The sequence below is a fragment of the Alkalibacterium pelagium genome, from assembly GCF_900109325.1.
Lineage (GTDB): Bacteria > Bacillota > Bacilli > Lactobacillales > Carnobacteriaceae_A > Alkalibacterium > Alkalibacterium pelagium.
Map to the genome: position 1 here is coordinate 99,643 of NZ_FNZU01000003.1, position 22,194 is coordinate 121,836.

General features: G+C 41.9%; 22 protein-coding genes. 2 read left to right on the forward strand and 20 right to left on the reverse strand.

Annotation, left to right across the window (positions count from 1 at the left end):
• Nucleotides 1-64: 64 nt before the first annotated feature.
• The 14 genes from BMX79_RS03540 to BMX79_RS03605 form a co-directional block, all read right to left on the reverse strand.
• Nucleotides 65-718, reverse strand: coding sequence for a DUF624 domain-containing protein (locus BMX79_RS03540; RefSeq protein WP_091479170.1), 654 nt, complete (start codon nucleotides 716-718; stop codon nucleotides 65-67).
• Entirely contained in the window at nucleotides 718-1,464 is a 747-nt protein-coding gene (locus BMX79_RS03545; protein WP_174760389.1) for a carbohydrate ABC transporter permease, read from the reverse strand. Before BMX79_RS03545 ends, BMX79_RS03540 begins: the two co-directional genes overlap by 1 nt.
• A gap of 201 nt (nucleotides 1,465-1,665) precedes the next feature.
• Nucleotides 1,666-2,523, reverse strand: coding sequence for a carbohydrate ABC transporter permease (locus BMX79_RS03550; RefSeq protein ID WP_246117649.1), 858 nt, complete (start codon nucleotides 2,521-2,523; stop codon nucleotides 1,666-1,668).
• 199 nt (nucleotides 2,524-2,722) lie between these two features.
• Complete coding sequence (locus BMX79_RS03555) at nucleotides 2,723-4,066, reverse strand: ABC transporter substrate-binding protein (protein ID WP_091479465.1); 1,344 nt, start codon at nucleotides 4,064-4,066, stop codon at nucleotides 2,723-2,725.
• Nucleotides 4,067-4,393: 327 nt separating this feature from the next.
• Entirely contained in the window at nucleotides 4,394-5,365 is a 972-nt protein-coding gene (locus tag BMX79_RS03560; RefSeq protein ID WP_091479176.1) for a permease prefix domain 1-containing protein, read from the reverse strand.
• The gene (locus BMX79_RS03565) at nucleotides 5,352-5,693 is read right to left on the reverse strand and encodes a PadR family transcriptional regulator (protein WP_091479177.1); all 342 of its coding nucleotides are present in this window, start codon (nucleotides 5,691-5,693) and stop codon (nucleotides 5,352-5,354) included. The genes BMX79_RS03560 and BMX79_RS03565 overlap by 14 nt, the downstream gene beginning before the upstream one ends.
• A 166-nt stretch (nucleotides 5,694-5,859) precedes the next feature.
• Nucleotides 5,860-7,458 (reverse strand): ABC transporter permease, encoded by a 1,599-nt coding sequence (locus BMX79_RS03570; protein WP_091479178.1) that lies wholly within the window; start codon nucleotides 7,456-7,458, stop codon nucleotides 5,860-5,862.
• 1 nt (nucleotide 7,459) lies between these two features.
• Complete coding sequence (locus BMX79_RS03575; RefSeq protein WP_091479179.1) at nucleotides 7,460-8,359, reverse strand: ABC transporter ATP-binding protein; 900 nt, start codon at nucleotides 8,357-8,359, stop codon at nucleotides 7,460-7,462.
• A gap of 19 nt (nucleotides 8,360-8,378) precedes the next feature.
• Nucleotides 8,379-9,026: a TetR/AcrR family transcriptional regulator gene (locus BMX79_RS03580; RefSeq protein ID WP_091479180.1), complete on the reverse strand. Its 648-nt coding sequence runs from the start codon at nucleotides 9,024-9,026 to the stop codon at nucleotides 8,379-8,381.
• A 139-nt stretch (nucleotides 9,027-9,165) separates the two neighbouring features.
• On the reverse strand, nucleotides 9,166-10,257 hold the full coding sequence (locus BMX79_RS03585; protein WP_091479181.1) for an ABC transporter permease: 1,092 nt from the start codon (nucleotides 10,255-10,257) through the stop codon (nucleotides 9,166-9,168).
• Nucleotides 10,258-11,532, reverse strand: coding sequence for an ABC transporter permease (locus tag BMX79_RS03590; RefSeq protein WP_091479182.1), 1,275 nt, complete (start codon nucleotides 11,530-11,532; stop codon nucleotides 10,258-10,260).
• A gap of 13 nt (nucleotides 11,533-11,545) precedes the next feature.
• Entirely contained in the window at nucleotides 11,546-12,478 is a 933-nt protein-coding gene (locus BMX79_RS03595) for an ABC transporter ATP-binding protein (RefSeq protein WP_091479184.1), read from the reverse strand.
• A 96-nt stretch (nucleotides 12,479-12,574) separates the two neighbouring features.
• Entirely contained in the window at nucleotides 12,575-13,219 is a 645-nt protein-coding gene (locus BMX79_RS03600) for a response regulator (protein WP_091479186.1), read from the reverse strand.
• On the reverse strand, nucleotides 13,155-14,342 hold the full coding sequence (locus BMX79_RS03605; RefSeq protein WP_170230981.1) for a sensor histidine kinase: 1,188 nt from the start codon (nucleotides 14,340-14,342) through the stop codon (nucleotides 13,155-13,157). The genes BMX79_RS03600 and BMX79_RS03605 overlap by 65 nt, the downstream gene beginning before the upstream one ends.
• A gap of 465 nt (nucleotides 14,343-14,807) precedes the next feature.
• Here BMX79_RS03605 and BMX79_RS03610 point away from each other — a divergent pair, with 465 nt between their 5' ends.
• Nucleotides 14,808-15,335: a hypothetical protein gene (locus BMX79_RS03610; RefSeq protein WP_091479193.1), complete on the forward strand. Its 528-nt coding sequence runs from the start codon at nucleotides 14,808-14,810 to the stop codon at nucleotides 15,333-15,335.
• A 125-nt stretch (nucleotides 15,336-15,460) separates the two neighbouring features.
• Here the strand turns inward: BMX79_RS03610 and BMX79_RS03615 are convergent, their stop codons facing one another.
• The 6 genes from BMX79_RS03615 to BMX79_RS03640 form a co-directional block, all read right to left on the reverse strand.
• Nucleotides 15,461-16,009: a cysteine hydrolase family protein gene (locus BMX79_RS03615; RefSeq protein ID WP_091479195.1), complete on the reverse strand. Its 549-nt coding sequence runs from the start codon at nucleotides 16,007-16,009 to the stop codon at nucleotides 15,461-15,463.
• Between the two features lie 17 nt (nucleotides 16,010-16,026).
• Nucleotides 16,027-16,443, reverse strand: coding sequence for a GtrA family protein (locus tag BMX79_RS03620; protein ID WP_170230980.1), 417 nt, complete (start codon nucleotides 16,441-16,443; stop codon nucleotides 16,027-16,029).
• Between the two features lie 19 nt (nucleotides 16,444-16,462).
• Nucleotides 16,463-17,572, reverse strand: a complete 1,110-nt coding sequence (locus tag BMX79_RS03625) for an NADH-dependent flavin oxidoreductase (RefSeq protein WP_091479467.1) — start codon at nucleotides 17,570-17,572, stop codon at nucleotides 16,463-16,465.
• Nucleotides 17,573-17,690: 118 nt separating this feature from the next.
• Nucleotides 17,691-18,173, reverse strand: a complete 483-nt coding sequence (locus BMX79_RS03630; RefSeq protein WP_091266642.1) for a hypothetical protein — start codon at nucleotides 18,171-18,173, stop codon at nucleotides 17,691-17,693.
• A gap of 450 nt (nucleotides 18,174-18,623) precedes the next feature.
• A complete protein-coding gene (locus tag BMX79_RS03635) occupies nucleotides 18,624-19,361 on the reverse strand; it encodes an SDR family NAD(P)-dependent oxidoreductase (RefSeq protein WP_091479197.1) in 738 nt (245 codons plus the stop codon).
• 289 nt (nucleotides 19,362-19,650) lie between these two features.
• A complete protein-coding gene (locus tag BMX79_RS03640; protein ID WP_170230979.1) occupies nucleotides 19,651-20,988 on the reverse strand; it encodes a diguanylate cyclase domain-containing protein in 1,338 nt (445 codons plus the stop codon).
• 253 nt (nucleotides 20,989-21,241) lie between these two features.
• Here BMX79_RS03640 and BMX79_RS03645 point away from each other — a divergent pair, with 253 nt between their 5' ends.
• Nucleotides 21,242-22,171 carry an alpha/beta hydrolase gene (locus tag BMX79_RS03645; protein WP_091479199.1) on the forward strand — a complete coding sequence of 310 codons (930 nt, stop codon included), beginning with the start codon at nucleotides 21,242-21,244 and terminating at the stop codon, nucleotides 22,169-22,171.
• Nucleotides 22,172-22,194: the final 23 nt, after the last annotated feature.

Below are 22,194 nucleotides of genomic sequence, written 5' to 3' on the forward strand. Positions count from 1 at the left end.
TATGCTAATCACATACAGTAAAAGCACATCATTCTTTCATTTATAGAAAGGTGATGTGCTTCTTTTATAGGACATGGCTGTCTTTCTTGCGCTGGTTCTTTTCCTCAATCTTTTTATTCGTAAAAATGAATAGGAAAGCAGGAAAACTTAAAGTAAAGAAGAAAAACAATGGAACAAAGTAAAGTGACAGACCGACTTGTACTCCCATCATCAGCAGTAACCCTAAACTGTAATGGGGGTATTTTATCGTGTTTCTTAGCGAAAGGACTAAACGCTCCTTTAAGGATTCTTCTCTTATGACCAGTCTTGCATATGAATAAAAGAACAGAAACAGGAACAGTATGCTTAGAACGATAATAGCCCCCAGCAGAATAGACCTGAGCGCAAGCTCCTGCGGCATCTGAAAGACGATGATGGCATCTATAATTAGAATAATCAGCAGCAGTGCGAACGGCGCACCTCTCTTATAGCTGCTCCAGATATTCGTTTCAAGATAAGAAACAAATTCTGCTTTAAGCTTGAAGCTGCTTCCGCTGATTTTTCTGGAAATACAGTGGAAGACAGCTTCTGTCGCGGCAAAGACAGGAACAATGAGTATGGACGCCAGCAGCCATAAAAGATTGATCAGAGCTAAAAAAGAAAAGTACTCAGTAAACACAACAATTGCAGACTTGTCACCCTCCACTTTATGGTTCGAAGAATGTTGGTCGTGACCCATCAGCCTTTTGTCCCCCCAGTCAGATCCATCCCACTAATGAAGTACTTCTGTGCAAAGAAAAATAATAAAACAGTTGGAATCATGACCAGCGTAGCTCCGGCCATCAGATAATTCCATTGCGTTGTGGACTGATTCTGAAAGCTCTGCAGCCCAATCTGCAACGTGTAACGCTCTTCGCGGGTAATATAGAGCAGCGGACCTAGAAAATCGTTCCATGCTCCATTGAAAGACATAATTCCAACGGTAATCAGTGCCGGTTTAGTCAGTGGCAGCATCAGTCTGCTCCAGATATACAGATGATTCGCTCCATCAATTTTAGCTGCCTCAATCAGCTCGTTACTGACAGACATATAAAACTGCCTCATAAGGAAGATGAAAAACGCACTCCCGAAAAAGGACGGTACGATCAGAGGCAGGTATGTTCCTACCCATCCGATTCTAGTAAATAAGATATATTGTGGAATCATAGTGACAAATCCTGGCACCATCATCGTCGCTAATACTAGAGCGAACAAAATGTTCTTGCCTGGGAAATCAATTTTCGCAAAACCGTAAGCTATAAATGAATTGGACAGGACGTTACCTGCAACAACAAAGGTCGTAATCAGTAAGGTGTTTCGCATATATCTGAAGAATGGAAACGCCTGTATCGTATGCAGATAGTTCCCCCATTCAAACGTTTCAGGAATAATGGTAGGAGGGAACCTGACGATCTCTTCCATTGGTTTCAACGATGTACTCAGCATCCACCCTAAAGGCGCAAGAAGGACCAGACTCACTGATATCAACAGTACATAGACGATTAATTTGCCTATAAACTGCTGTCTTTTTCTACTTTTAAAGTAATTAGTGTTCCATTTTAACCGAGACTTAGTTTTTTCACTCGGTACAGCTTTTGAGGTAGCAATAAGCTTTCCTCCTTTCTTGTAATAAACCTGTTCAAGTGATTAGTAGTGAACCCATCTTGGGGCTAGTTTTAAGTTAATAAATGTTAACGTCAGAACGATAAGGAACAGAATCATCGACATGGCCATAGCATACCCCATGTTGTAGGCTACAAATGCCTGATTCCACATATGCAGATTGTAAAATAGCAGAGAATTAGCCGGACCGCCCGTTCCTCCTTCAGTCATAACGTAGGCTTCCTGGAAAATCTGGAAAGCCCCGATAGTTGAGGTCACCACATCATAAAAGATGATCGGTGTGATCATTGGCAGGGTAATATGAAAGAACTGACGGGTAAAACCGGCCCCATCAACTTCTGCAGATTCATATAACTGCTTCGGTACATTTTGTAAAGTGGCAAGATAAAGAAGCATAGCGCCACCCACACTCCAGAGTCTCATGATAATCAAGGCAGGTTTCGTCCATTGAGGATCAAAAAGCCATGAGGGCCCGCTGATGCCTACCCATGAGAGAATTGTATTGATCAGTCCAGTTGAGGGTGACAGCAGCTGCATCCACAGGACATAAACTGCGACCCCAGACAAGACCGCAGGCAGATAAAATATTGTTCTGAAGAGTCGAATCCCTCTAATCTGTCTATTAAGTAAAACCGCTAAAAATACGCTGCCTATAGCAGTAAGTGGTACATTGAATATGACATAGTACGCGGTATTGTATAAAGACGTAGTGAAGAGCTCATCCTGTGTGAACATGCGTCTAAAATTAGTGAGTCCGATAAAATCCATGCGGGATGTAATATTATAGTTTGTAAAACTTCCTATAAATGAGAACATCATCGGAAGAAACATAAATCCAAGGAAACCTATAATAAATGGAGAAACAAAGAGCAGCCCCCACATGGCTTCTTTTTTCTGACTAGGCGACCATTTTTTCTTTCTCAGCTGCCTGACTTCACTGACAGCTTTTTTAAACTGCGACTGTTCTTCAACAGCTTTCATAATTGACATCCCTCCTGTCAAACATAGTTAAAAAGGGATGCAGGCCCATCCCTTTTCACTTACATTCTCTAACCGATTAAAAAAGATAACTTATACTGACTTACTGATGCTGTTCCACTAAGTTCTCAACTGAATTCTGAGCGTCTTCCAGTGCTTCTTCAGCTGTTTTTTCTCCCAGGAATGCAGCATCTATCTGCGTATTGACGAGCGACAGATAATCAGGAGCATTAAGCGGCACTGGTGTGATCACAGTCTGTTCGAGATTCTGGTTCGCCATATCATAAATCATCTGAGCTCTTTCATCCAGTTCGGTATTGTCAGCAAGATTTTCGTTGGCTTCCACATTAGCCATAATGTCAAAACTGTTCATACCGAATCTTTCCTGAACATCAGTTGACGTCAGATACCGGATGAATTCATAGGATTCTTCAGGATGAGAGGTGTTTTCCGGGATTTCCAGAACGAATCCGCCTCCCCATGACCAGTTTCCACTTCCTTCTTCTCTTTCCGGAAGAGGAGCAACACCAAATCTGAAATCATCCGGTGCATTCTCGCGTAAATTGGTATAATAGTTAATGTTCTGGCCCCGCATAGCAACCAGGCCTGAAATGAACGGATCTGCTACACCAGAACCGAACTCAGCTTCATACTGAGTGATTGTATCGCGTCCGTAGTAATCCTGCCAATCGAGCATCCATTCGAGTGCATCCACTTTTTCGGGTGTATTGATAGCGACGTTGCCTTCTTCATCGAACCAGGATGTACCGCCATCTGCATTCAAAGTCCAGACGTCTGCACCAATATTCCATCTTGGATAGAATCCAATCTGCTCCCAGGACTCACCTGATTCCTGATCAAGTGCACGTGCCATTTCTTCCAGTTCATCCCACGTTGCTGGTGGACTGTCAGGGTCCAGTCCAGCCTCTTCAAAAGCATCGAGATTGTAAAAAAGGACCTGAGTATCCGTATTGAACGGAACAGCGTATGCTTCATCTTCAAACAGGACTGTCTCCCATAATTGAGGATAAAACTCTCCAGAGATATCTTCTTCATCAATAAATGCCTGAAGATTAGTTGCCTGATTAGCATCTGCTCGCTGACGCACACTGTTTATGTCCTGAACGATGACATCAGGTGCATTCCCACCTGCAATTGCTGCCAGAGCCTTTGTCCAGATATCTCCCCAAGGCTGGTACACGTATTCTACAGTAATTGTATCATTGGTTTCATTAAAATCTTCAATAATTGCTTCAATCGTGTCTCTCCTAGGACCAGATCCCCAGAATGACCAGAATTCCAGTTCAACCTGCTCTCCTGAAGCGCCTTCAGAACCTGGATTACTAGTATCTTCGGCATCTGAATTCCCATTTCCACATGCTGCTAGAATCAAAGGTGTTGCAGTTAGAGCAGCCAGTTTGTAAAGACCAGTTTTGTTGTTTTTCATCCCCACGTTACTTCCTCCTTTTTACGTATCAATCATATATTCGAACTGATATGTAAAGATATTTTCACTTTAAATGATAAACAACTTCTCTCTACTATTCAAATTAAAACACCTGACTACTGCTAAAATAATCTCACTATTCTGTCAACACTTGTTAAAAGCACAACAATCTCTTGTATAAAATTACTTAAAATAGTTTTATCTTAACATTCTCATAAATATAGGTAAAAAAAGAAACAGTAGAAGCATCACTTCTACTGCTCTTTTTCTTCTCAAATAGTTTATATCATTAAGTTCAAAATTTCCTATTTGTCCTTTTCACATGTTCTATTTGTCCCATGTATCAAAAATCGACTTGATCGTTCCTTCAAGTGCGCCTCCAAGAACAAAAATGACCCAGCTCCAAGCCCAGAAACTTCCTCCGATCAAGAAGCTTGCTGCAAAGTAAATGACGACAATGATCGGCCAGTAAATCTCTTCTATTATATAATCGATGCGTTTACGTCTGGCTTCTGCTTTGACTTCCTCTTCGAAACTGTTCGGATTTTTTCCATTTGTGAGCAGGATAGTATAAGCGTTATATACATTTCCGCTATAGGTGAAACAAACTACTCCTGTTCCAATTAATATGAGCATCAGTCCTACGCCGACTAACACTGGTATCAAGTTGGTCATTGCTCCTAAAAGCATCGGAGTTAATGACAGGATACACAGTGACACCCCTAGTACAATACTTATGGCAAGTGATTTCTTATAGGCTTTCTGCTGTTCTTCAAGGTGTTCTCTTAAATCAGGCAATAGTACAAAAGGTTTATGATAAGCTTTCAAGTCAGCTGCCCGCATTCCTTCAAGAATAAAGAGTGCAATACCAACGACCAGAAATGCCAGTAAGAATACCAGTCCGATCAGAGGTGCCGCCTGAAAGAAGTTCTGCAGTCCCAGTAAGGCAATTAACCCTCCGACCCCTGCAAGTATAGATAATACGCCTAGACCGATTCTCAGGCCAATCGTCCCTTTTGTCTGAAGGAAATAGTCGATGCCTTCTTCCTCCATTGTCGGATATTGCTCCCGTCTTTCTTTAGACAGTCTAGATATGCCCATTTCTTCTAGAAGCTCTTCAATATTTCCAAACTCAGCAATGACGACACCGATAGCCTCATGCTCAGAAGCCCCCGCATCAATCAGTTCATTATACTTGTCCTCCATATTCGCCAGAATATCTGTCCTTAACTGATTCGTTTCCTCAGTGAGCGGTACTGTTTTAAATACTTGATCGACATAATCCTTAATGATTTTCATCTTTTTCCCCTCCAACAATTTGATCGACTACTTGCCTGGTCAATGCCCACTCTCTTTTTTTCTCTGACAGATAGTGACATCCCTCTTCTGTTATCCGGTAATATGTCCGTTTCTTCCCCTGAGTAACATCTCCCGGATACGCTTCGATAAAGCCGTTTTTCTTAAGACGATTGAATGCAGAATACATGGTTGTTTCTTTTATTGTATAGTTTCCGTCAGTCCGGTCTCTGATTTCTTTAGACAAGGCATAGCCGTAAGAGTCCCCTTCTCTAAGAAGCGACAGGAGAAAGGTGTCGTTGTAGCCTCTGATCACATCACTGCTTATCAATTGACCAAACCTCCTTCTACTGTTTCCATTATGTAAGGACAGTCAAAGTACTTCATCTGTCGTTGTAATCAGTTTATCATATGATTTAGATGATTACTACACTTATCGTAGTAAAAAAATAAAAATCAGACTCCAGGTGGATATCCCCTCTGAAGCCTGATTAATTTTAATCGATATCTCTTTTTCTGAAACCTGCCGCTCCTGTCACAGTCAGAGCTGTACCTATTATTGTCAAAAGTACTGCAGTCCATACATTCCATTCTTCCACAGGCATTTCAGGAATGTGATAGAACGCTGACAACCAGCTGACTGCTTCTGGTATGTCGAACAGACCGCCAAAATACAATAGTATAAAAGCAAAGCCCAGATAGAGCCATATTAGCGAAGAGGCTTTAGGAAGCCAGCCGACCAGCATGACAGTCAGCCCGATCATGACCACCATTGCCGGGAGATAAGCGAGTCCGGCAGATACCATATCAAGCAGAGCTATATCATAACCCATGGCTACCGCTGCTCCACCGAAAGCGAGCGACTGAAGGAGCTGAAAGATAAAGGCAACAGTTAAACTTGTCAGGATAAAGGTGCTCAGGACAGACGTTCGCGATCTTGCTCCGGCAATGATTTTATCCAGGCGGTTTTTCTTTTCTTCACTTCTTAATCTCAGGATGATCTGAACAGTGGGTATCGAAGCTGCCATTGCCAGCACACCCATGATCATAGCTATAAACTGATCAGCCATTGACACGCTATCGTCTCCGGCTATGATCTGTTCAATAATCTCATTACCGGCAAGGACATCTTCTATATCGCCAATCACCGATCCATAAGATACCCCAAGAAGGATCATAGCCACCACCCATACAATAAGAGGCGTTCTTACAAGCTTCAGTAAAAATCCAAGAGGTGTTTTTAAGAAAACTGATGCATGCCTTTTTCCAGGGCGGTCAGGCAGCAGGCCTGCACCAACATCTCGTCTATGCTTCAATCCGAGAGCAGTGACGATCAGCACAAAACTAAGAACCAGACCGACCCACACCGGGAACCAGTTATTCTCAACGAAAGGTTCAGCTCCATAAAGCAAACCTAAGGGTGAAATCCAGCTCAAAGCATTAAATCCACCTGAATCCCCTATTATACGAAGCATGTAAGATAACCCCAGCACCCCAAATGACAGCATCATGGCTCCACGAGCATTGGATGATAGCTGGGCAGTTATTAACGTAACGCCTCCAAATATCAGTCCGACTAGTCCGTATAAAATACCGGTCAGAACAGCTCCTTCAGTGGTCATGCTTGAATCTCCCAGACCAATTAAAAGACCAGCAGACATTACTGCCAGAAGTGTATTCGTAAGAACGAGAAGCAGGATCGCTGACGTAGTAGATGCCAGCCGTCCAGTCGGCAGAGACTGAATAAGTTCAAGGATACCGTCTTCTTCTTCTGACCTTGTGTTACGGACAACTAAAAGTATGGACATGATTGCAAAAAGAACAAATCCCATGATCGTCATAGTATGAGAGTACATGGCTCCAATCGTATAATTATCTATTCCTATTGCACGACCGAACAGTGCTTCCATTGCCGGATTCTGCATCGCCTGAGCCATTGCCTGACGTTCAAGCGGATCCCCATAGACTTCCACAAAGGCGACCGCACCCAGAATGACATAAAAAGCACAGCCGGCTAGCCAGAGAAGCAGTTTCAGCCATTCTTTTCTGATAGTAAATGCGAACAGTTTTCCAGTTCGTGCATGAGACTGCATCATGTCACTCAACTCCTTCAACTGTTTCATAGTGACGCATAAACAGATCTTCCAGTTTTGGCGCCGCACTCTCAAGTTTCAGAACGTTAAACGGTTGTATATAAGATAAAAACGCATCGAACTGATCACTGTCCAGTTGAAAAATGACCTGATCTTTGTTAATCGATACATTATGGGCAAAGGACTGCTCTTTGATTGATGAGATATTCTCTTTTGTTTTAAGAGTGATCTGAGTCCGTGTCAGATGTCTCAGATCATCAAGTGTTCCTGACTCTACAATAACACCTTTACGGATGATAGCCACACGGTCACAGAGGCGTTCAACTTCAGACAGAATGTGACTCGACAGCAGAACACTTGCCCCTTTGGCCAGCACTTCCTTCGCACATTCCTGAAAGACTCTTTCCTGCAGCGGATCGAGACCGGAAGTAGGTTCGTCGAAAATGTAGACCTCTGCGTCAGCCGCAAAGGCAGCAATCAGAGCAACTTTCTGTCTGTTTCCCTTTGAGTATGCCCGACATTTCTTTGTCGGATCAAATTCAAAACGTCTGATCAGCTCTTCCTTACGCTGTTTATCAACTTTAGCTCCACGCATGCTCAAAAACAGATCGATAACTTCTCCTCCCGTTAAATTTGGCCAGAGATTGACATCGCCAGGTACGTAAGCCACACGCTTATGAATCGCGACTGATTCTTTCCAGACATCTTTACCGAAAATGGTAGCCGATCCCCCGTCTGCTCGAATCAGTCCCAGTAGTATACGGATTGTGGTAGATTTACCCGCTCCATTCGGACCGATAAAGCCGACTATTTCACCTTTATTGACTGAAAAACTGACTTTTTCCAGCGCTTTCGTTTTACCGAAAGATTTTTCAATTGCATCTACTTCTATTAATTTTGTCATGTTTATCCCTCCATTCATTCTACAGTTCATCTTTCTTATAATAGATGATTTTTAAAGTATCCAGATAAGTATTAAACTCGTCATAATAAGGCGAAAATGCCGCGTTACTCCCTTCATCTAGATTTTGACTTTTCACCCGTTGTTCAAGTTCTGCCCGGTATCCCTCTACCGTCCATCGAATAAAATTAAACGAGGTCTCCTGAGGAACATCTTCTCTAAATTTAGTAAAATCAATATTTTTAGTGAGGACAGTTCCCCAGATCTGTTCAGCTTCTGCTCGTTTACCAGAAAGTTCAGCCGGCAGATCATATTTATCTGCATGGATGAACACACTTGCAAGAAAGCCTAGGGCATGTGGCTGTTCTTCATATACATCCCATTTGAGTCTAGTCGTCTGTTTCAATCGCTCAAAAAAGTCGGTTTCACTAAAATCGATCTGATGTAAAAAAAGGGTTTCTGCGATGAGAAATGCTTCTTCGATCAGGGTATAGAATAGTGCCTCCTTGCTTTTAAAATAGTAGAAAAGCGTGCCTTTCCCTATACCTGCCTCTTTAGCCATAGTGTTAGTGGATGCCAGATCAAATCCTTTTTCTGTAAATTCCTTATAGCAGGCATTCAAAATCCGGTCCTGCTTATCTTTCTCGAGGCTCTTAAAAACATCACTCATTTCTCTCCTCCTTTCTCTTTAATATGTTTTGCTGACCGAGCCGGTCGAACGATAGGTAAAAATTGACCACCCTGGTCGATGAGGCAAGTATACCCCTTTCGACCAGAGTGGTCAATAGGTCCTGAGACTGACAGGACGCTTATATACTCTGATTTTCTGACACACGCTCCATTAAGTTGATGCCGACTCCCATTAATATGATGCCTGTAAGAATGAGTGCCCCGATAGGTTCCAGAAGCTGAGATAACGTACGGTCTTGAAGTACCGCCCCCATCATCCCCTGAATCCCGTATTTGATTGGCATCAGTTCTGCCAGAAACAATAGAATTCGATTACTGACTACTTCAAGAGGCCAGAATGCTCCGCCAAGCATCGCCATCGATGTCGCTACAATGGGTATTACGACCTGCAGCTGTTGGGGCGAACCGACAAGTCCCATTAGAAGCATTCCTAGTGAAACAATTGCAAACACAAAGCAGATGATGATCACACCTATTTCAAGATAATTGGTCCCGAACTCTATTCCTACAAGATAACGAAGAATCAGTAAGGCCAGTGTGATCTGAAGCACTCCAACCAGCATATAGTGCAGGAGCTGGCCAGCATATAGTCTAGTCTTCGTCAGCGGAGAAAAAATAAGTCTCTGCCAGGTTCCTGTCTGTTTCTCTTCAACTAAATTTGTCATCAGATACAAAATTGAATAGACTGAAAAATATAAGCTCATACCGACCACGACAGCCATTCTGTATATTTCATTGGAAGACGCAGCTTCTGTCCGGCCGGTCGTCTCTACCAGAATGTAGCTGCCCACATTGATTTCACCAATTCCGAAGCTCTCACTCACTTGTTCAAGACGCTGCTCTTCAGAATAAATCTGATTAACGTATTGGATCAGTGTAGAGATTTCCATATCTTCCCGTCCAATAAGAAACTGATAACGATCCTCTTCCAGTCCTAATGCAAAGGCACGCTCATTCATCCTGATGTCTTCATATACCGTTTCATAATCACTTTCAATGAATTCGAATGTTTCTTCTTCATTTAATCGGTCAAGCCAGTCTGACTGCTCTTCCTGACTCAAAGTCTCACTGAAGGTTGGAATAGTGATGGTCTGTTCCCCTTGTGCCCCGGCCAGAAAATAAACGAAGACTAAAGTCATCCCTAGAAAAGTAATCAGCAGAGTCGGTTGCTTGAACAGCCTGATCCACTGTAATTTAAAGACTGTCCACATTTAATCCAACCTCCTTTTCGGAAAAAGCCCGACACTTATGACCAGCAGAACAGCTGTCATCCCGGCAACTCGTGTAACAAGTGGACTGATCTCGCTCATATTAAAGCCCTGCATCAGCTGAAGATAAGCCGTCATCATCGCTCCGTTCGGTGTCCAGTTTCCGATGCTTCTCAATGCTTCTGAGAACTGTTCCACTGGAGTGAAGCTTCCTCCAACAAAAGCAAACAAGGTGACCAGTATGCCTCCGAAAAAGCCGGATGACGCATCGCTGTTGGAGTACAAGGTGATTGATGTCAGGAGACTGGTGATCGCCCCCACGACAAGTGAAAACGCCAGACTAAGCATCCCCAGATCGATCCAGAACCGAAGCGGATACCCCCTCAAAGTGCCAAAAATCAAGGTGCTCAAACCGAAAAGAATCCCTAGCTGAAGAAACGTGATGATCGTGCCCGAGATCATTTTGCTGCCTAAAAAAGTCAGTGGGCTCATTCTAGAAATCATCAGCCTTCCGAATACATGCTGCTTCTTCTCTTTGAAGGCTCTGCTGGCTAGAGCGGGGGCTGTATGGAGGGCAAACATGACTCCCATTCCAATAGTGTAATACTGAAATGAAGAAATTGGATCTGCAGCAGTCAGGGTAGTAATTTCTCCGTAATTGTCATCTGATAGACCAGATGCCTCTGCGCCTCCTTCAGTAGCGACGGCGATAGACGCTTCTAAATTGAACTGATTAGCATATGTTGACAACACACTTCTAATGATATCAGTCGTGACATTATCGAAGTTCTGAACCTCCAGTGAAATAACTCCTGTTTCATCCTCATCGAACATGACAGCGTTCCATACAGAAGCATTGAATCCATCAGGTATGGTTATAACACCGGCTACTTCTCCTTCATCTAACGCTTCCAGTGCATCTTCGTTGCTCGCATACTCGACGACTTGGATCCACTCAGCTACTTCATCATCATTGAGTAGTGTGCTGAGCTGAATTCCGGGCGCCATAGCTTCTGCCTGACTTGTAAGCAAGGGAATCGTATCATCTGGAACGCCTCTGTTCTCGAGTACTTCCTCCCAGTCTTCCAGCTCTCTGTCAATTGACTGCCCCTGCACAAGTGCTACCGGAAAAGCATTGATAGTGAACTCAGATAAGGTGAGGTTCCCTAATGCAAGCCCAAGAATAGCTATGAGAATGAACGGCATGAGGAGCAGTTCAGTCAGATCTGACCGACTTCTGGTCAGAATCAATGTATCCTTTTTTATAAGTGAAAACATACCTTATCCTCCTTCAGTCTCTTAAGGTCCGTCCAGTCAAATGCAGGAATACATCCTCCAGAGATGGGGTTTGAAGGGACACTCCAGTAATTTTAGTTTGTGTCTGTCTTGACAGCTCAAAAATATCTTCAAGAAGATTTTCTCCTTTTGATGCAATGACTTTATAGCCCTGCTCTTCTTCAGATACTTGAGTGACAGCCGGCAGCTGACTTAGCTTTTCTTCAAACGATAGCGAATGAGTCTGGACAGTTATATGGATGGTTTCTTCATTAGATAAAATACTTTTCAGCTCATCATTGGTACCAGAGGCGATAATTTCTCCATGATCCATGATATAGACCCGATCACATAATTTTTCTACTTCTTCCATATAATGACTGGTGTAGAGTACGGTTATTCCTCTTGACCGGTTGAGCTCTCTAATCATATCGAGAATATAGTTTCTTGACTGTGGATCGATTCCTACAGTCGGTTCATCCATGATCAGTATCTCCGGTTCATGAAGCAGGGTCACCCCTATATTGATCCGTCTCTTCATCCCACCAGAATAGGTCCTGACTGCATCTTTCTTTCTCTCAGTCAAGCCGATGAGATCGAGCACCTCTTCTATTCTTTTTTCGAGCAGTTTCCCTTTAAGTCCGTAAACCTTACCAAAGAATTTCATGTTCTCATAGGCAGATAACTCCTCATATAAGGCTATTTCCTGAGGAACTACACCAAGTACTTGCCTGAGGGCCTGAGGATTTTTCCAGGCATCCGTGTTATTGAACCTCACTTTCCCAGAAGTTGGGGGGAGCAACGTGGCAACCATGGATATGGTAGTCGATTTACCTGCACCATTCGGACCTAGAAGACCGACTGACTCTCCTTTTTCCAGATACAGGTTTACCTGATTGACTGCAGTTTTTGATTTAAACCGTTTAGTCAGGTCTTTCGTTTCCAGCATAAGTTTCACTCCTTTTTCTTATCTCTCCTGATTAAAGTATATAAAAAAGAAGACAGCATGGATACTGTCTCCGGTCATTCTTTAGAATGACTAAAGTCACTCTTTTCTATCCAGGTTATGTCTAATCGCATATATAGCAAGCTGTGTCCGGTCTCTTAAATCCAGCTTGTCCAGAATGCCGCTGATATTGTTCTTGACTGTGCCGATTGAAAGAAATAGTTCCTCAGCTATCTCCTGGTTGTTGTGTCCCTGTCCGATGAGAGATAAAATGCTCAGCTCTCTTTCTGTCAGCTCATGATTGACTGCATCGAGACTGGTGTTGCTGTGAATGAGAGAGGGCATGACTTTTGCAGCAACTTTTCCTTCTATGATCAGTCCACCGTCCAGACAGTGATAGATAGCCTGATGTAGTTCATCAATTTCCCCATTTTTTAGCAGGTAACCATTAACCTGATTTTTTAAAGCTTCCATAGCATAATCTTCATCATTGAAAGTAGTAAGAATAAGGATCTTCATGTCTGGATAGATCTCCCTGATCAGTTTACTGGCCTCTAGTCCATTCATTACAGGCATTCTAATATCAAGAAGAGCCAGGTCAAACTGTTGCTGCCTGCAGAGATTGACGGCTTCCTGTCCATTTCCTGCCTCACCTGTTACTTTTAGAGACGTATCAGCTTCAATCATCAGTTTGATTCCTTGTCTTACGAGAGTCTGATCCTCCGCCAGCATTATTCTGATCATTTTTACTAATCTCTCCTTCATCAATTAAGTACGGAAATTGTCCTCTTACCACGAATCGATCATCGATCTGCTCTATTTTCAGATCACCCTCGATACTATCAAGCCGCTTTCTCATATTCTTCAGTCCGAACCCTTCATTGAAATTGACTTTTTGTATAACTTTATGAGTCACAGTAAATTGAAAGTATCTGCCGGCAATTAGTTTAAACTGAATATCAGCCTGTCTTGTCTGACTATGACGCATCATGTTTGTCAGTGACTCCTGAATCGCCCTGTATACAACCACGGATTGGTTATTTGACAGCGGGACGTTTAAAACACCAGATTCGAATAAAAAACGGATCTGGAGATGGCTTTCTGCTTCCAGCTTTCTGACCAATTGAATAATGGCCTGCAGACCAGCTGTCTCATCGGCTTTAAGGGCACTCACAGCTTCTCTTGTCTCCTGAAGGCTTGTTTTAGCTAGTTCCTTAAATTGGGCCAGCTGGTTGCCCATTATCTCATCTTTGTTCTGAAAACGTGCCACTTCGAGCTGCATAACTAGTGCAGTTAATCTGTGTCCGACTGAGTCGTGAATATCCCTGGCGACAGCACTCCGTTCTTCCTGTCTGGCCAGCTGTTCTGCTCTTGAAACACGTCTTTTCAAGTAACGATAGTCTGAATACAGCCGTTCATTTTCTGCTCTCAAATCGCTGAATCGCCCAACAGTCTGCTCGTACATATAAACGAGATATAAAAGAAAACTCATACAGGCGATATGAGTTATGAGGTTAAGAGATATTCCTGCTGCCACATTTGGACTGAGACTTACTAATAATAAATACGTCAGATAGACAGCCGTTTTTCCCAGCTCACTTCTCAAACCATATTCAATTCCAAGTACACTGAAAATAAACCAGATCAGTGGAGATGACCCCATGTCCCACAAAGGAAGGAGTACAAGAACAGGCAGAATTAGAAAAGCCGCTATTCTGACCTTTTTATTAAGGATAGGGAGAAGAAAGTAAATCAGAAAAAACGGAATGCTTACTGCCACTTTCCATTCGTTCACTCCATCGACCTGAAAAACAGCTGCAAGCCATAATCCAATAAGAAAACCTGTAGTTGTCCAAAAACTGATCATATTATCCCTCAATCGTTTTTTTATGTAATATTTTCTATCGAAAATAGCGAAATGATACATCCATAATATATCACACTCCTGCAACCGATTGACATATCCTTTTATGCTCTGCTTCTTCTTTATTCAGCTATATGATTTGACATGAAAAAGAGCTAGTGATAAATTATTAATTGGTGCATGAGAATTATTGGTTTTTAAATGAGAACTTTTTGAAAAACTCTGATATTCAATACTCAAAAATCAGAATAAAAAAATCACGCCCACTTATTAATAAATATTAATAAGACAAATATACACATTTTCCCTTGATTCAGTTCTATTCATTATAGTAAAATTAATAACCAAATTATATAGAGCATTTCATTTGAACCATACCATCTCATTATGTATGATTTAGATATGTATTAATCATTTCGAAATTGAAATAAGTAACATGATAATAGAATCTAAGGAGGAGGAAAACCCTTGAGTTTCTATGAAGGCTTAAAAAGCTTTATAAAAAATCACTCGATCAAGTCAGATCAGCTTATATCCTCAAAGTCACTTAAAGAGCAGAAACATAAATATCCACTGACTATCAAGCACAAACTTCAGCTTGCTGCCAGTGATATAAGCAGGAATCAGCAGACGATCGATGCAATTGTAAACAAAATTATAAAAAAAGACTATTCGAAACGCTCCTTCGGTGGGAAGACTGAAAAAGAACTTTCTACCTATAATAAAAAAATATACCAGTATGAAAGTTACCGTACAAATAACGTTAAACTAGTCCCTTCTCAGGATACTAACTTGGAACTTTTTGTAGAGGACATTTATCTAGGAGAATTACCTGATGAAGATACTCAAGCTGCCTTGCATTATCTTCAGTCAACCATTCTTATGTCCTTTGCCTATGTCACAGGTGGTCCTTATAACCAGTGCGACCCTTCAAGTGGTCAAATGATGCACGACTCTGACCCTTATGATCTCACTATTTTCATACAGTTCAGCTAAAGTAACTCTGCATTAAAATAATACCCGAATGAATCTAAACTATTCCCTAAGCTGTAAACCAATCATTTACAGCTTAGGAGTTACTTTAGACTGTTCGGGTTTTTCTCTGTTATACAATAGCGTGTTTATATTATTCTTGCCCCGATCGTCTGCTCAAAATGGGACAGTGCCCATTCATGTCCAGCCTGATTGAAACTTGCTACAGCATCTTTGTACACAACAATTTCGAATCCCTTGTTGTATGCATCAACTGCTGTATGGAGCACACAAATATCGGTGCATACCCCAATTAAGTGCAGTTCAGTTATTCCACGTTCTCTCAGTTTCAGTTCAAGGTCAGTCCCCTGAAATGCACTATATCTGGTTTTGTCAGAATAATAGACCGTATCCTTTTCCTTGATAGACTGATAGTAATCTTCCAGTTTGCCGTATAAATGCCTCCCGGCAGTCCCTTTTATGTTATGGGGCGGAAAGAGATTGCTTTCGGGGTGAAAGTCATCTCCCTCTTCGTGACAGTCAATTGTGAACGCCACATAATCTCCTTCATCATAAAATTGTTTAGTCAGTTCAAGAACTCGGTCGTGAATTGCCTGACCAGGCTCCCCGCAAGTGAGTGCTCCATCTTCTGCTACGAAATCGTTCGTGTAATCAATATTGATCAGTGCTTTCTTCATCTTTATCCTCCATTCATTTATAAACTGCCTTCATTTTTGAAAATGATTCGTTTACTTACAAAATAATTACTTGTGGCGATAAGGGTTTCTATTATTACTTTTGAAAGAGTAGCTCCAAGCCGGATAAACTGAACGAGAATATACAGCCCCGCCATATCCATTACAGCAGCTGTTGCTCTCATGGACATAAACAGAAACATCTCTCTGGCTACAGCTCGTTTAGTTGTCATTTTTGTATGAAAAACAAACTTTTTGTTCACGATATAAGAAAAAAGAATCGCCAGTGTGATCGCAATGGCGTTAGACAACAGATAATGCAGCCCAATTTTCTGATTAAAAGTATAGAACAAAATGATGTTCAAGGAAGCCGTAATGACTCCGAAAAGAAAATAATCGATAAACTGATGGAACTTACCATACACTTTTTTCATCATGATCATCTTCCTCTCTGAATCAGCTCAGACGATCTTTCATCATGTTCTGCATAAACTGCCAGACGCCATTAGTCAGCCCCAGTTCAGCACGGTCTTCGTCTGCCACATTGTATCTGATTGCATCCTCTTTACCATTCAGGACTTTCCCGACCCAGTGCGGATCTGCCAGAATGACACGTCCAAGAGCAACCAGATCACTATGTTCAAGCGCTTCTTCAGCCTGAGCTCCATTTCTAACATCGCCAACAGATATAAACGCTGTCCGTCCTGCAATTTGTTCATATAGATAAGCCAGCATTGGTTTCTCTTTATACTCTTCTGATTGAGAAACTTGAGAGTAGCTTCCTAGAGACACGTGCAGATAATCGATAGATTTATAAGCCAGCTGATCCACAAGATACAGTGTATCCTCAAACCGAATACCTGGTGTTTCATATTCCTCAGGAGAAAAGCGGTAGCCTATGATGAAAGGCTTATCCGAGTGCTGATTAACTGTGCTGATAACTTCATCCACTAAACGATCGATAAATCTGAAGCGCTCTTCCCTGCTTCCGCCCCACTTATCTTCTCTTCTGTTTGAATGAGGTGAAAAGAACTGCTGAAGAAGATAGGTGTTTGCTCCGTGAAGTTCGATTCCGTCAAAGCCAGCATCGATGGCACGCACAGTTCCTGCTTTAAAGTCTTCGATAATCTGATGGATCTCGTCTTCTTCTAATGCTCTCGGCTCTTCGGCGGTCGGTCTTTCTGCTTTGACTGCACTAGGCGCAACTGGCTGTGTGCCTCTGAGGACAGATGAACTGGTCATTCGCCCCCCATGATATAACTGGACGATAGCTTTTGTTCCATTATGTTGAATAGCAGATGCTAGTGAAGCCATGCCGTTGATGTGTCTGTCATCGTAAATCCCCAGTTCACCTTCCCATCCTTTGCCCCCTTCAGAGACATTGGCTGCCGCAGTGATGACTGCGCCGGCTTCTTTGCTTCGCATCTGATAATACCGCTTCTCGTCTTCGGTAATGACGCCGTCAAAAAAACTCATTTTAGTTGTCATGGGAGCCATGACAAAGCGATTTTTTAGAGTTACTCCATTGTTTAATGTCAAAGTTTCTGTGTACTTTCTTTCCTGCATTCCGTTCATCCTCTCTTTTACTTCCTTATTGTAACTATTTAGGACTGTAAAAACAATTTTAATGCAAAAAAAAACAGTCAGATGGGGGTTATCCATCTGACTGAGGTAAGGGAACACTTTAAGAATGAGCAGCGCTGAGCTGAGGATAGACCTCTTCTACTGTTCTTTCCGGGTCAATGACGATATACAGTTTATCATCCGCTTCTTTAGATGACTGATACGCATTATCGTGTCCATCAGTGTCCATTGCTTTATATGGGAAATAGATGCGGTCTTTTTCGACTGCCATTCTCTTTTCCCCATTTAAACGGTCACGATATAAAATATCCATCATTTCGATATCCTGAAACTGCCTGACTCGGGCGAACATGCCTGCTTCCAATCCACCTTTGTTGATATCATCTGAATTGACACTGTCAGCTTCATGAGCAATCTCAATTTTTAATGATTCACAAGGATGGATCTGCTGAAATTCGTCACCAATACGTCCAAAGCTTGTGGTAACCTGCTTGATCCATAAGTCCCCGATGTGTTCACGGCGAACTGTCCAGGTTTCACCGTTACGGAAAACAAAGCGCAAAGCATTCATTACTTTTTTCATAACATTCTCTCCTATCCTTCGTTATGTGAATAGTTTAACAAATTATCATTACTAAGGGAAGCCTTTTTTAAATATTATTGTGTCTTATTTATGAATATTGTGTTTTATTGAACAATTTAATCTTGACTATTTCTCAACTTCGGTATTTCTAAGGTGCTGCCCTTTCAAAGTTATTCCCTCACCTTTGTTCTGGCGAATGGACCATATACGGCTTTATGGTCCATTAGATACAATTTCTGCTCCTCGTATGAGCCATAAATGATTATATGGACCAATCATCATTCAATTTATTACTCGAATATGCCATAAATCGATATTTGAACCATTCGCCTTCTTTTTATCTGAATAGATGGCAAATATGTTCTCTTAATGTCTTTCGATTATTTCCATAAAGAAAAACCAGCTGATCAGTCAGCTGGTTTCCAATTAAATCTTTATCTAGATGTAAAGTTATCTTCCAACGACCCAGCCACCGTCCATTGTGACTGATGTCCCGTGCATATAATTAGAATCATCTGAAGCTAAAAACACAGCAAGTCTGGCTACTTCTTCAGGTTTACCTGCACGCTCAGCCGGAATGTCCTTCAGTCGTTCTTCTTCGATTCCCTCAGTCATCGGTGTTTCGACAAATCCCGGTGCCAGAAGGTTAGCTTTGATGCCTTTAGATCCAAAATCATAGGCTAGCTGCTTAGTAAATCCTTCTAGGGCATGCTTAGAAGTAACGTACGCTGAACCACCTGGGCCTGCTACGTGTGTAGCCTGTGACCCGACATTGACGATCGTACCTTTTCCTTTTTCAAGAAAAACGGGAAGTGCCGCTTTGGTAGCCAAGTATGGCCCTTTTACGTTGACCGCCATGAGCTGATCATAGTCTTCTTCGCTGATGTCCAAAGCTGTCTGGTAGCTATCATGAATACCTGCCCCATTATATAAGATATCAAGGGTACCGTATTCGTCCTGTGCAGTCTGAACAGCAGCTTCCACTTCATCTGCTTTAGTCGTATCCACCTTAGCAAAAATGGCAGTTCCGCCAGCCTCACGAATTTCTCTAACGATCCGGTCGCCTTCATCTTTTTTACGTCCACCTACAATCACTTTTGCTCCTTCTTCAGCATAGGCTTTCGCAGTGGCTTCACCGATTCCTGACGTGCCCCCGATGACTAAAGCTACTTTATCTTTTAATTTCATTTAATGTGCTCCCTTCTTTTCATTCGATACTCTTACCATACTAGGCCGGCTTGTTAAAAATCAAAAGAAACGGCTTTGCTCCTTTCGATTAGGATGTGCTCCGGTCAGATATGTAAGAACTGACAAATCAGTCCGTCATTCATCTTATGAAATAAAAAGAACTGATGCACAAAAAAACCGCACACGAGTATTATTAGGTATGCGGTGCTTGCTTTAAGTTAATTTTTCCTTCTTATTGTCTTTTCTTTTCATATCTAATTTTGTCTAAACGTTTGAAATAAGGAAAGATTCAATCTGCCTTTATTAATGCGGTCTCTTTGCTTTCTTCCTTGTGCTTGTACATTCGTTTGTCTACCAGGTCATAGATGTTTTCAAAGGCATGTGAAGGACTAGTTAGTATATAACCTACGGATACTGTAAGTCGGACCGTCATGTGATCAAGTTCCATCGGCTGTTCGATCTCTTCAATAAGACGCTGGGCTACTTTACTTAGGTTCTCTTCATTTCTAATATCTTTGACAAGAATCATGAACTCATCCCCGCCTATTCGACCTACTTTATCTGAATGCTTGAGTATATCTTGCATGCGGCGGGCACTCATGCTCAGCACTTTATCTCCAGTTAGATGGCCGTGCCTGTCGTTAATTCCTTTAAAATCATTAAAGTCAATCAGCAAAAGGCCATTTTTCTGAGTTGAATACCTGATGAGTCGTCTGACCGAATTTTCAAATGTATGCTTGTTCAATAAACCTGTAAGTGCATCTTTTCTGGATAAGTCACGTTTTGCCAGATACTGAAGAGTCAGGAAGTAAACCATTATGAAAATGATGGTAATAAGAAGATAAAACACAGGCATTTCCTTATTCAGCCTATTATCACGTAGCCCCCAGCCTCCTGCTGGGATGGCTCCGATGGTCCAGATACTGTCTGACATTTCAACTGTCTGGGTAACTCCGTCTTCCTCAAATACAATGCCGTTCCCCCATACATAGGGTGACTGTGACCCCGAACTGATTCTTATCGCGTAATCATAAAAATCACTTTGGTGTGCCTCTACCGAAGAAGATATCATTTCTTCAAAGTCAATGCTTATCGTTGACAGCCCCCACTGCTCTTCAGCACTTATGGCATCTATGTAAATGGGTTTTCGGGTAAACAGCTTCAATCCACCCCGAACAGACTCCTGAGGTGCAAGAGTTACCGCTGAGCGTCCATCTGGGGTAGCCGAGATAGCTTCAGATAGAGCATGATCCGACGAAAGATCAAGACCAATCACGTCCTCATTCCCCTGAAGTGGGTATACAAAATGAATAAGGCCATCTTTGGCGATCGACACATTGTCAATTAGTGTATTTCTGTCGACAATAAAACGGGCATACTCTCTAAGTTCTGATTCTGGGATGTAAGGGTCTTGTCTAATAATCATTTCAAAGAAATCCGCGTAGAACACGTTGGTATCCAGTTGTGTCTGAAAGTCGTCTCTAATAGATGATACCTGCTCTTTTACCAATGCTCTCTGCTCCAGCATCGCTTGATACTGATATTGTTCTCTTAAAAAATGAACAGGAATAGACAAAAGCATAGCAGCAAGTGATGCGGTCAGTAATGCAATAATCCACTTCTTCACAATTGAACCCCTTTCACCTAAACGAGAGAACGTTGTCATTTGTATTATACACTATTAATATTTGATAATCACGAAATATCTTGATTAATATTCACAATTTATTTTCAAATAGGATTATATGAATGACTATTAATGGGAGAACGTGATACTAAAAAACTATATCAAACTCAGTTCCTTGTGGTAAAACTGATTCATAGACATTTAGCCCACACTATACTAAACTAAAATCAGCTAAAGAAAGGACTTGACTGATATGAGTAAATATTCTATCCACAAGGAGATCACTTGGCTTAAATTTCTGACTCTTCCAGCCTCACCTGTCATCATTCCACCTGTAAATGCTGTATTAAAGACGCTACATACACTAACTAGAACGGATTCAGATTTAAATGAACAGCACATTAAACTCAACACAAATGATGATGAATCAATCCGACTGACTATTTATTCTCCAAAGATTGTGTCTAAAACCACACCTTGTCTGATCTATTTATACGGCAGTGCTTATTTTATGACCCCGAACTATCATCATAAGAAATGGGCTATGATTTATGCTCGTGAAGCAAGATGTAAAGTAGTATTTGTAAACTACAGTCTGTCCCCTGCTCATCCTTTTCCTACGCCTTTTCTGGATTGTTATCAGGCAGCAGAGTGGGTCTTTGATCATGCGGAAAGGCTGAATATTGATCCTGACAGAATTGCTGTAGGGGGAGATAGTTCTGGTGGGGCGCTGGCTGCCAGTGTGTCAATCATGCGTCGGGACTTGGGCCTGAAGAACTTCTGCTTCCAGTTTCTCATCTATCCTGTAACTGACGGGAAAATGAACAGCCCTTCAATGATAAAATTCAGTGATACCCCACTCTGGACCAGTAAATTGAACAAAATGATGTGGTCACTGTATATAAAAGATCCAAAAGATTTGGACAACAAATTTGCAGCGCCGATGGAAGCAGTCGATTTCTCTTCATTACCAGATGCTTATATAGAAGTCTGTGAATTCGACCCACTTAGAGACGAGGGACTCCTGTATGCAGACGAGCTTAATAAAGCCGGCATAAAAACAGAAGTTTCTCTTGTGCCAGGAGCGATTCATGGCTTTGACATGATGATGAATACTTCATTGATGGAAGTCGCTGAAAACCGACGAATCGCAGCATTGAAAGCTGCATTCAGTGTCAATTGAACAAGTAAAGAGCATGCCGAATA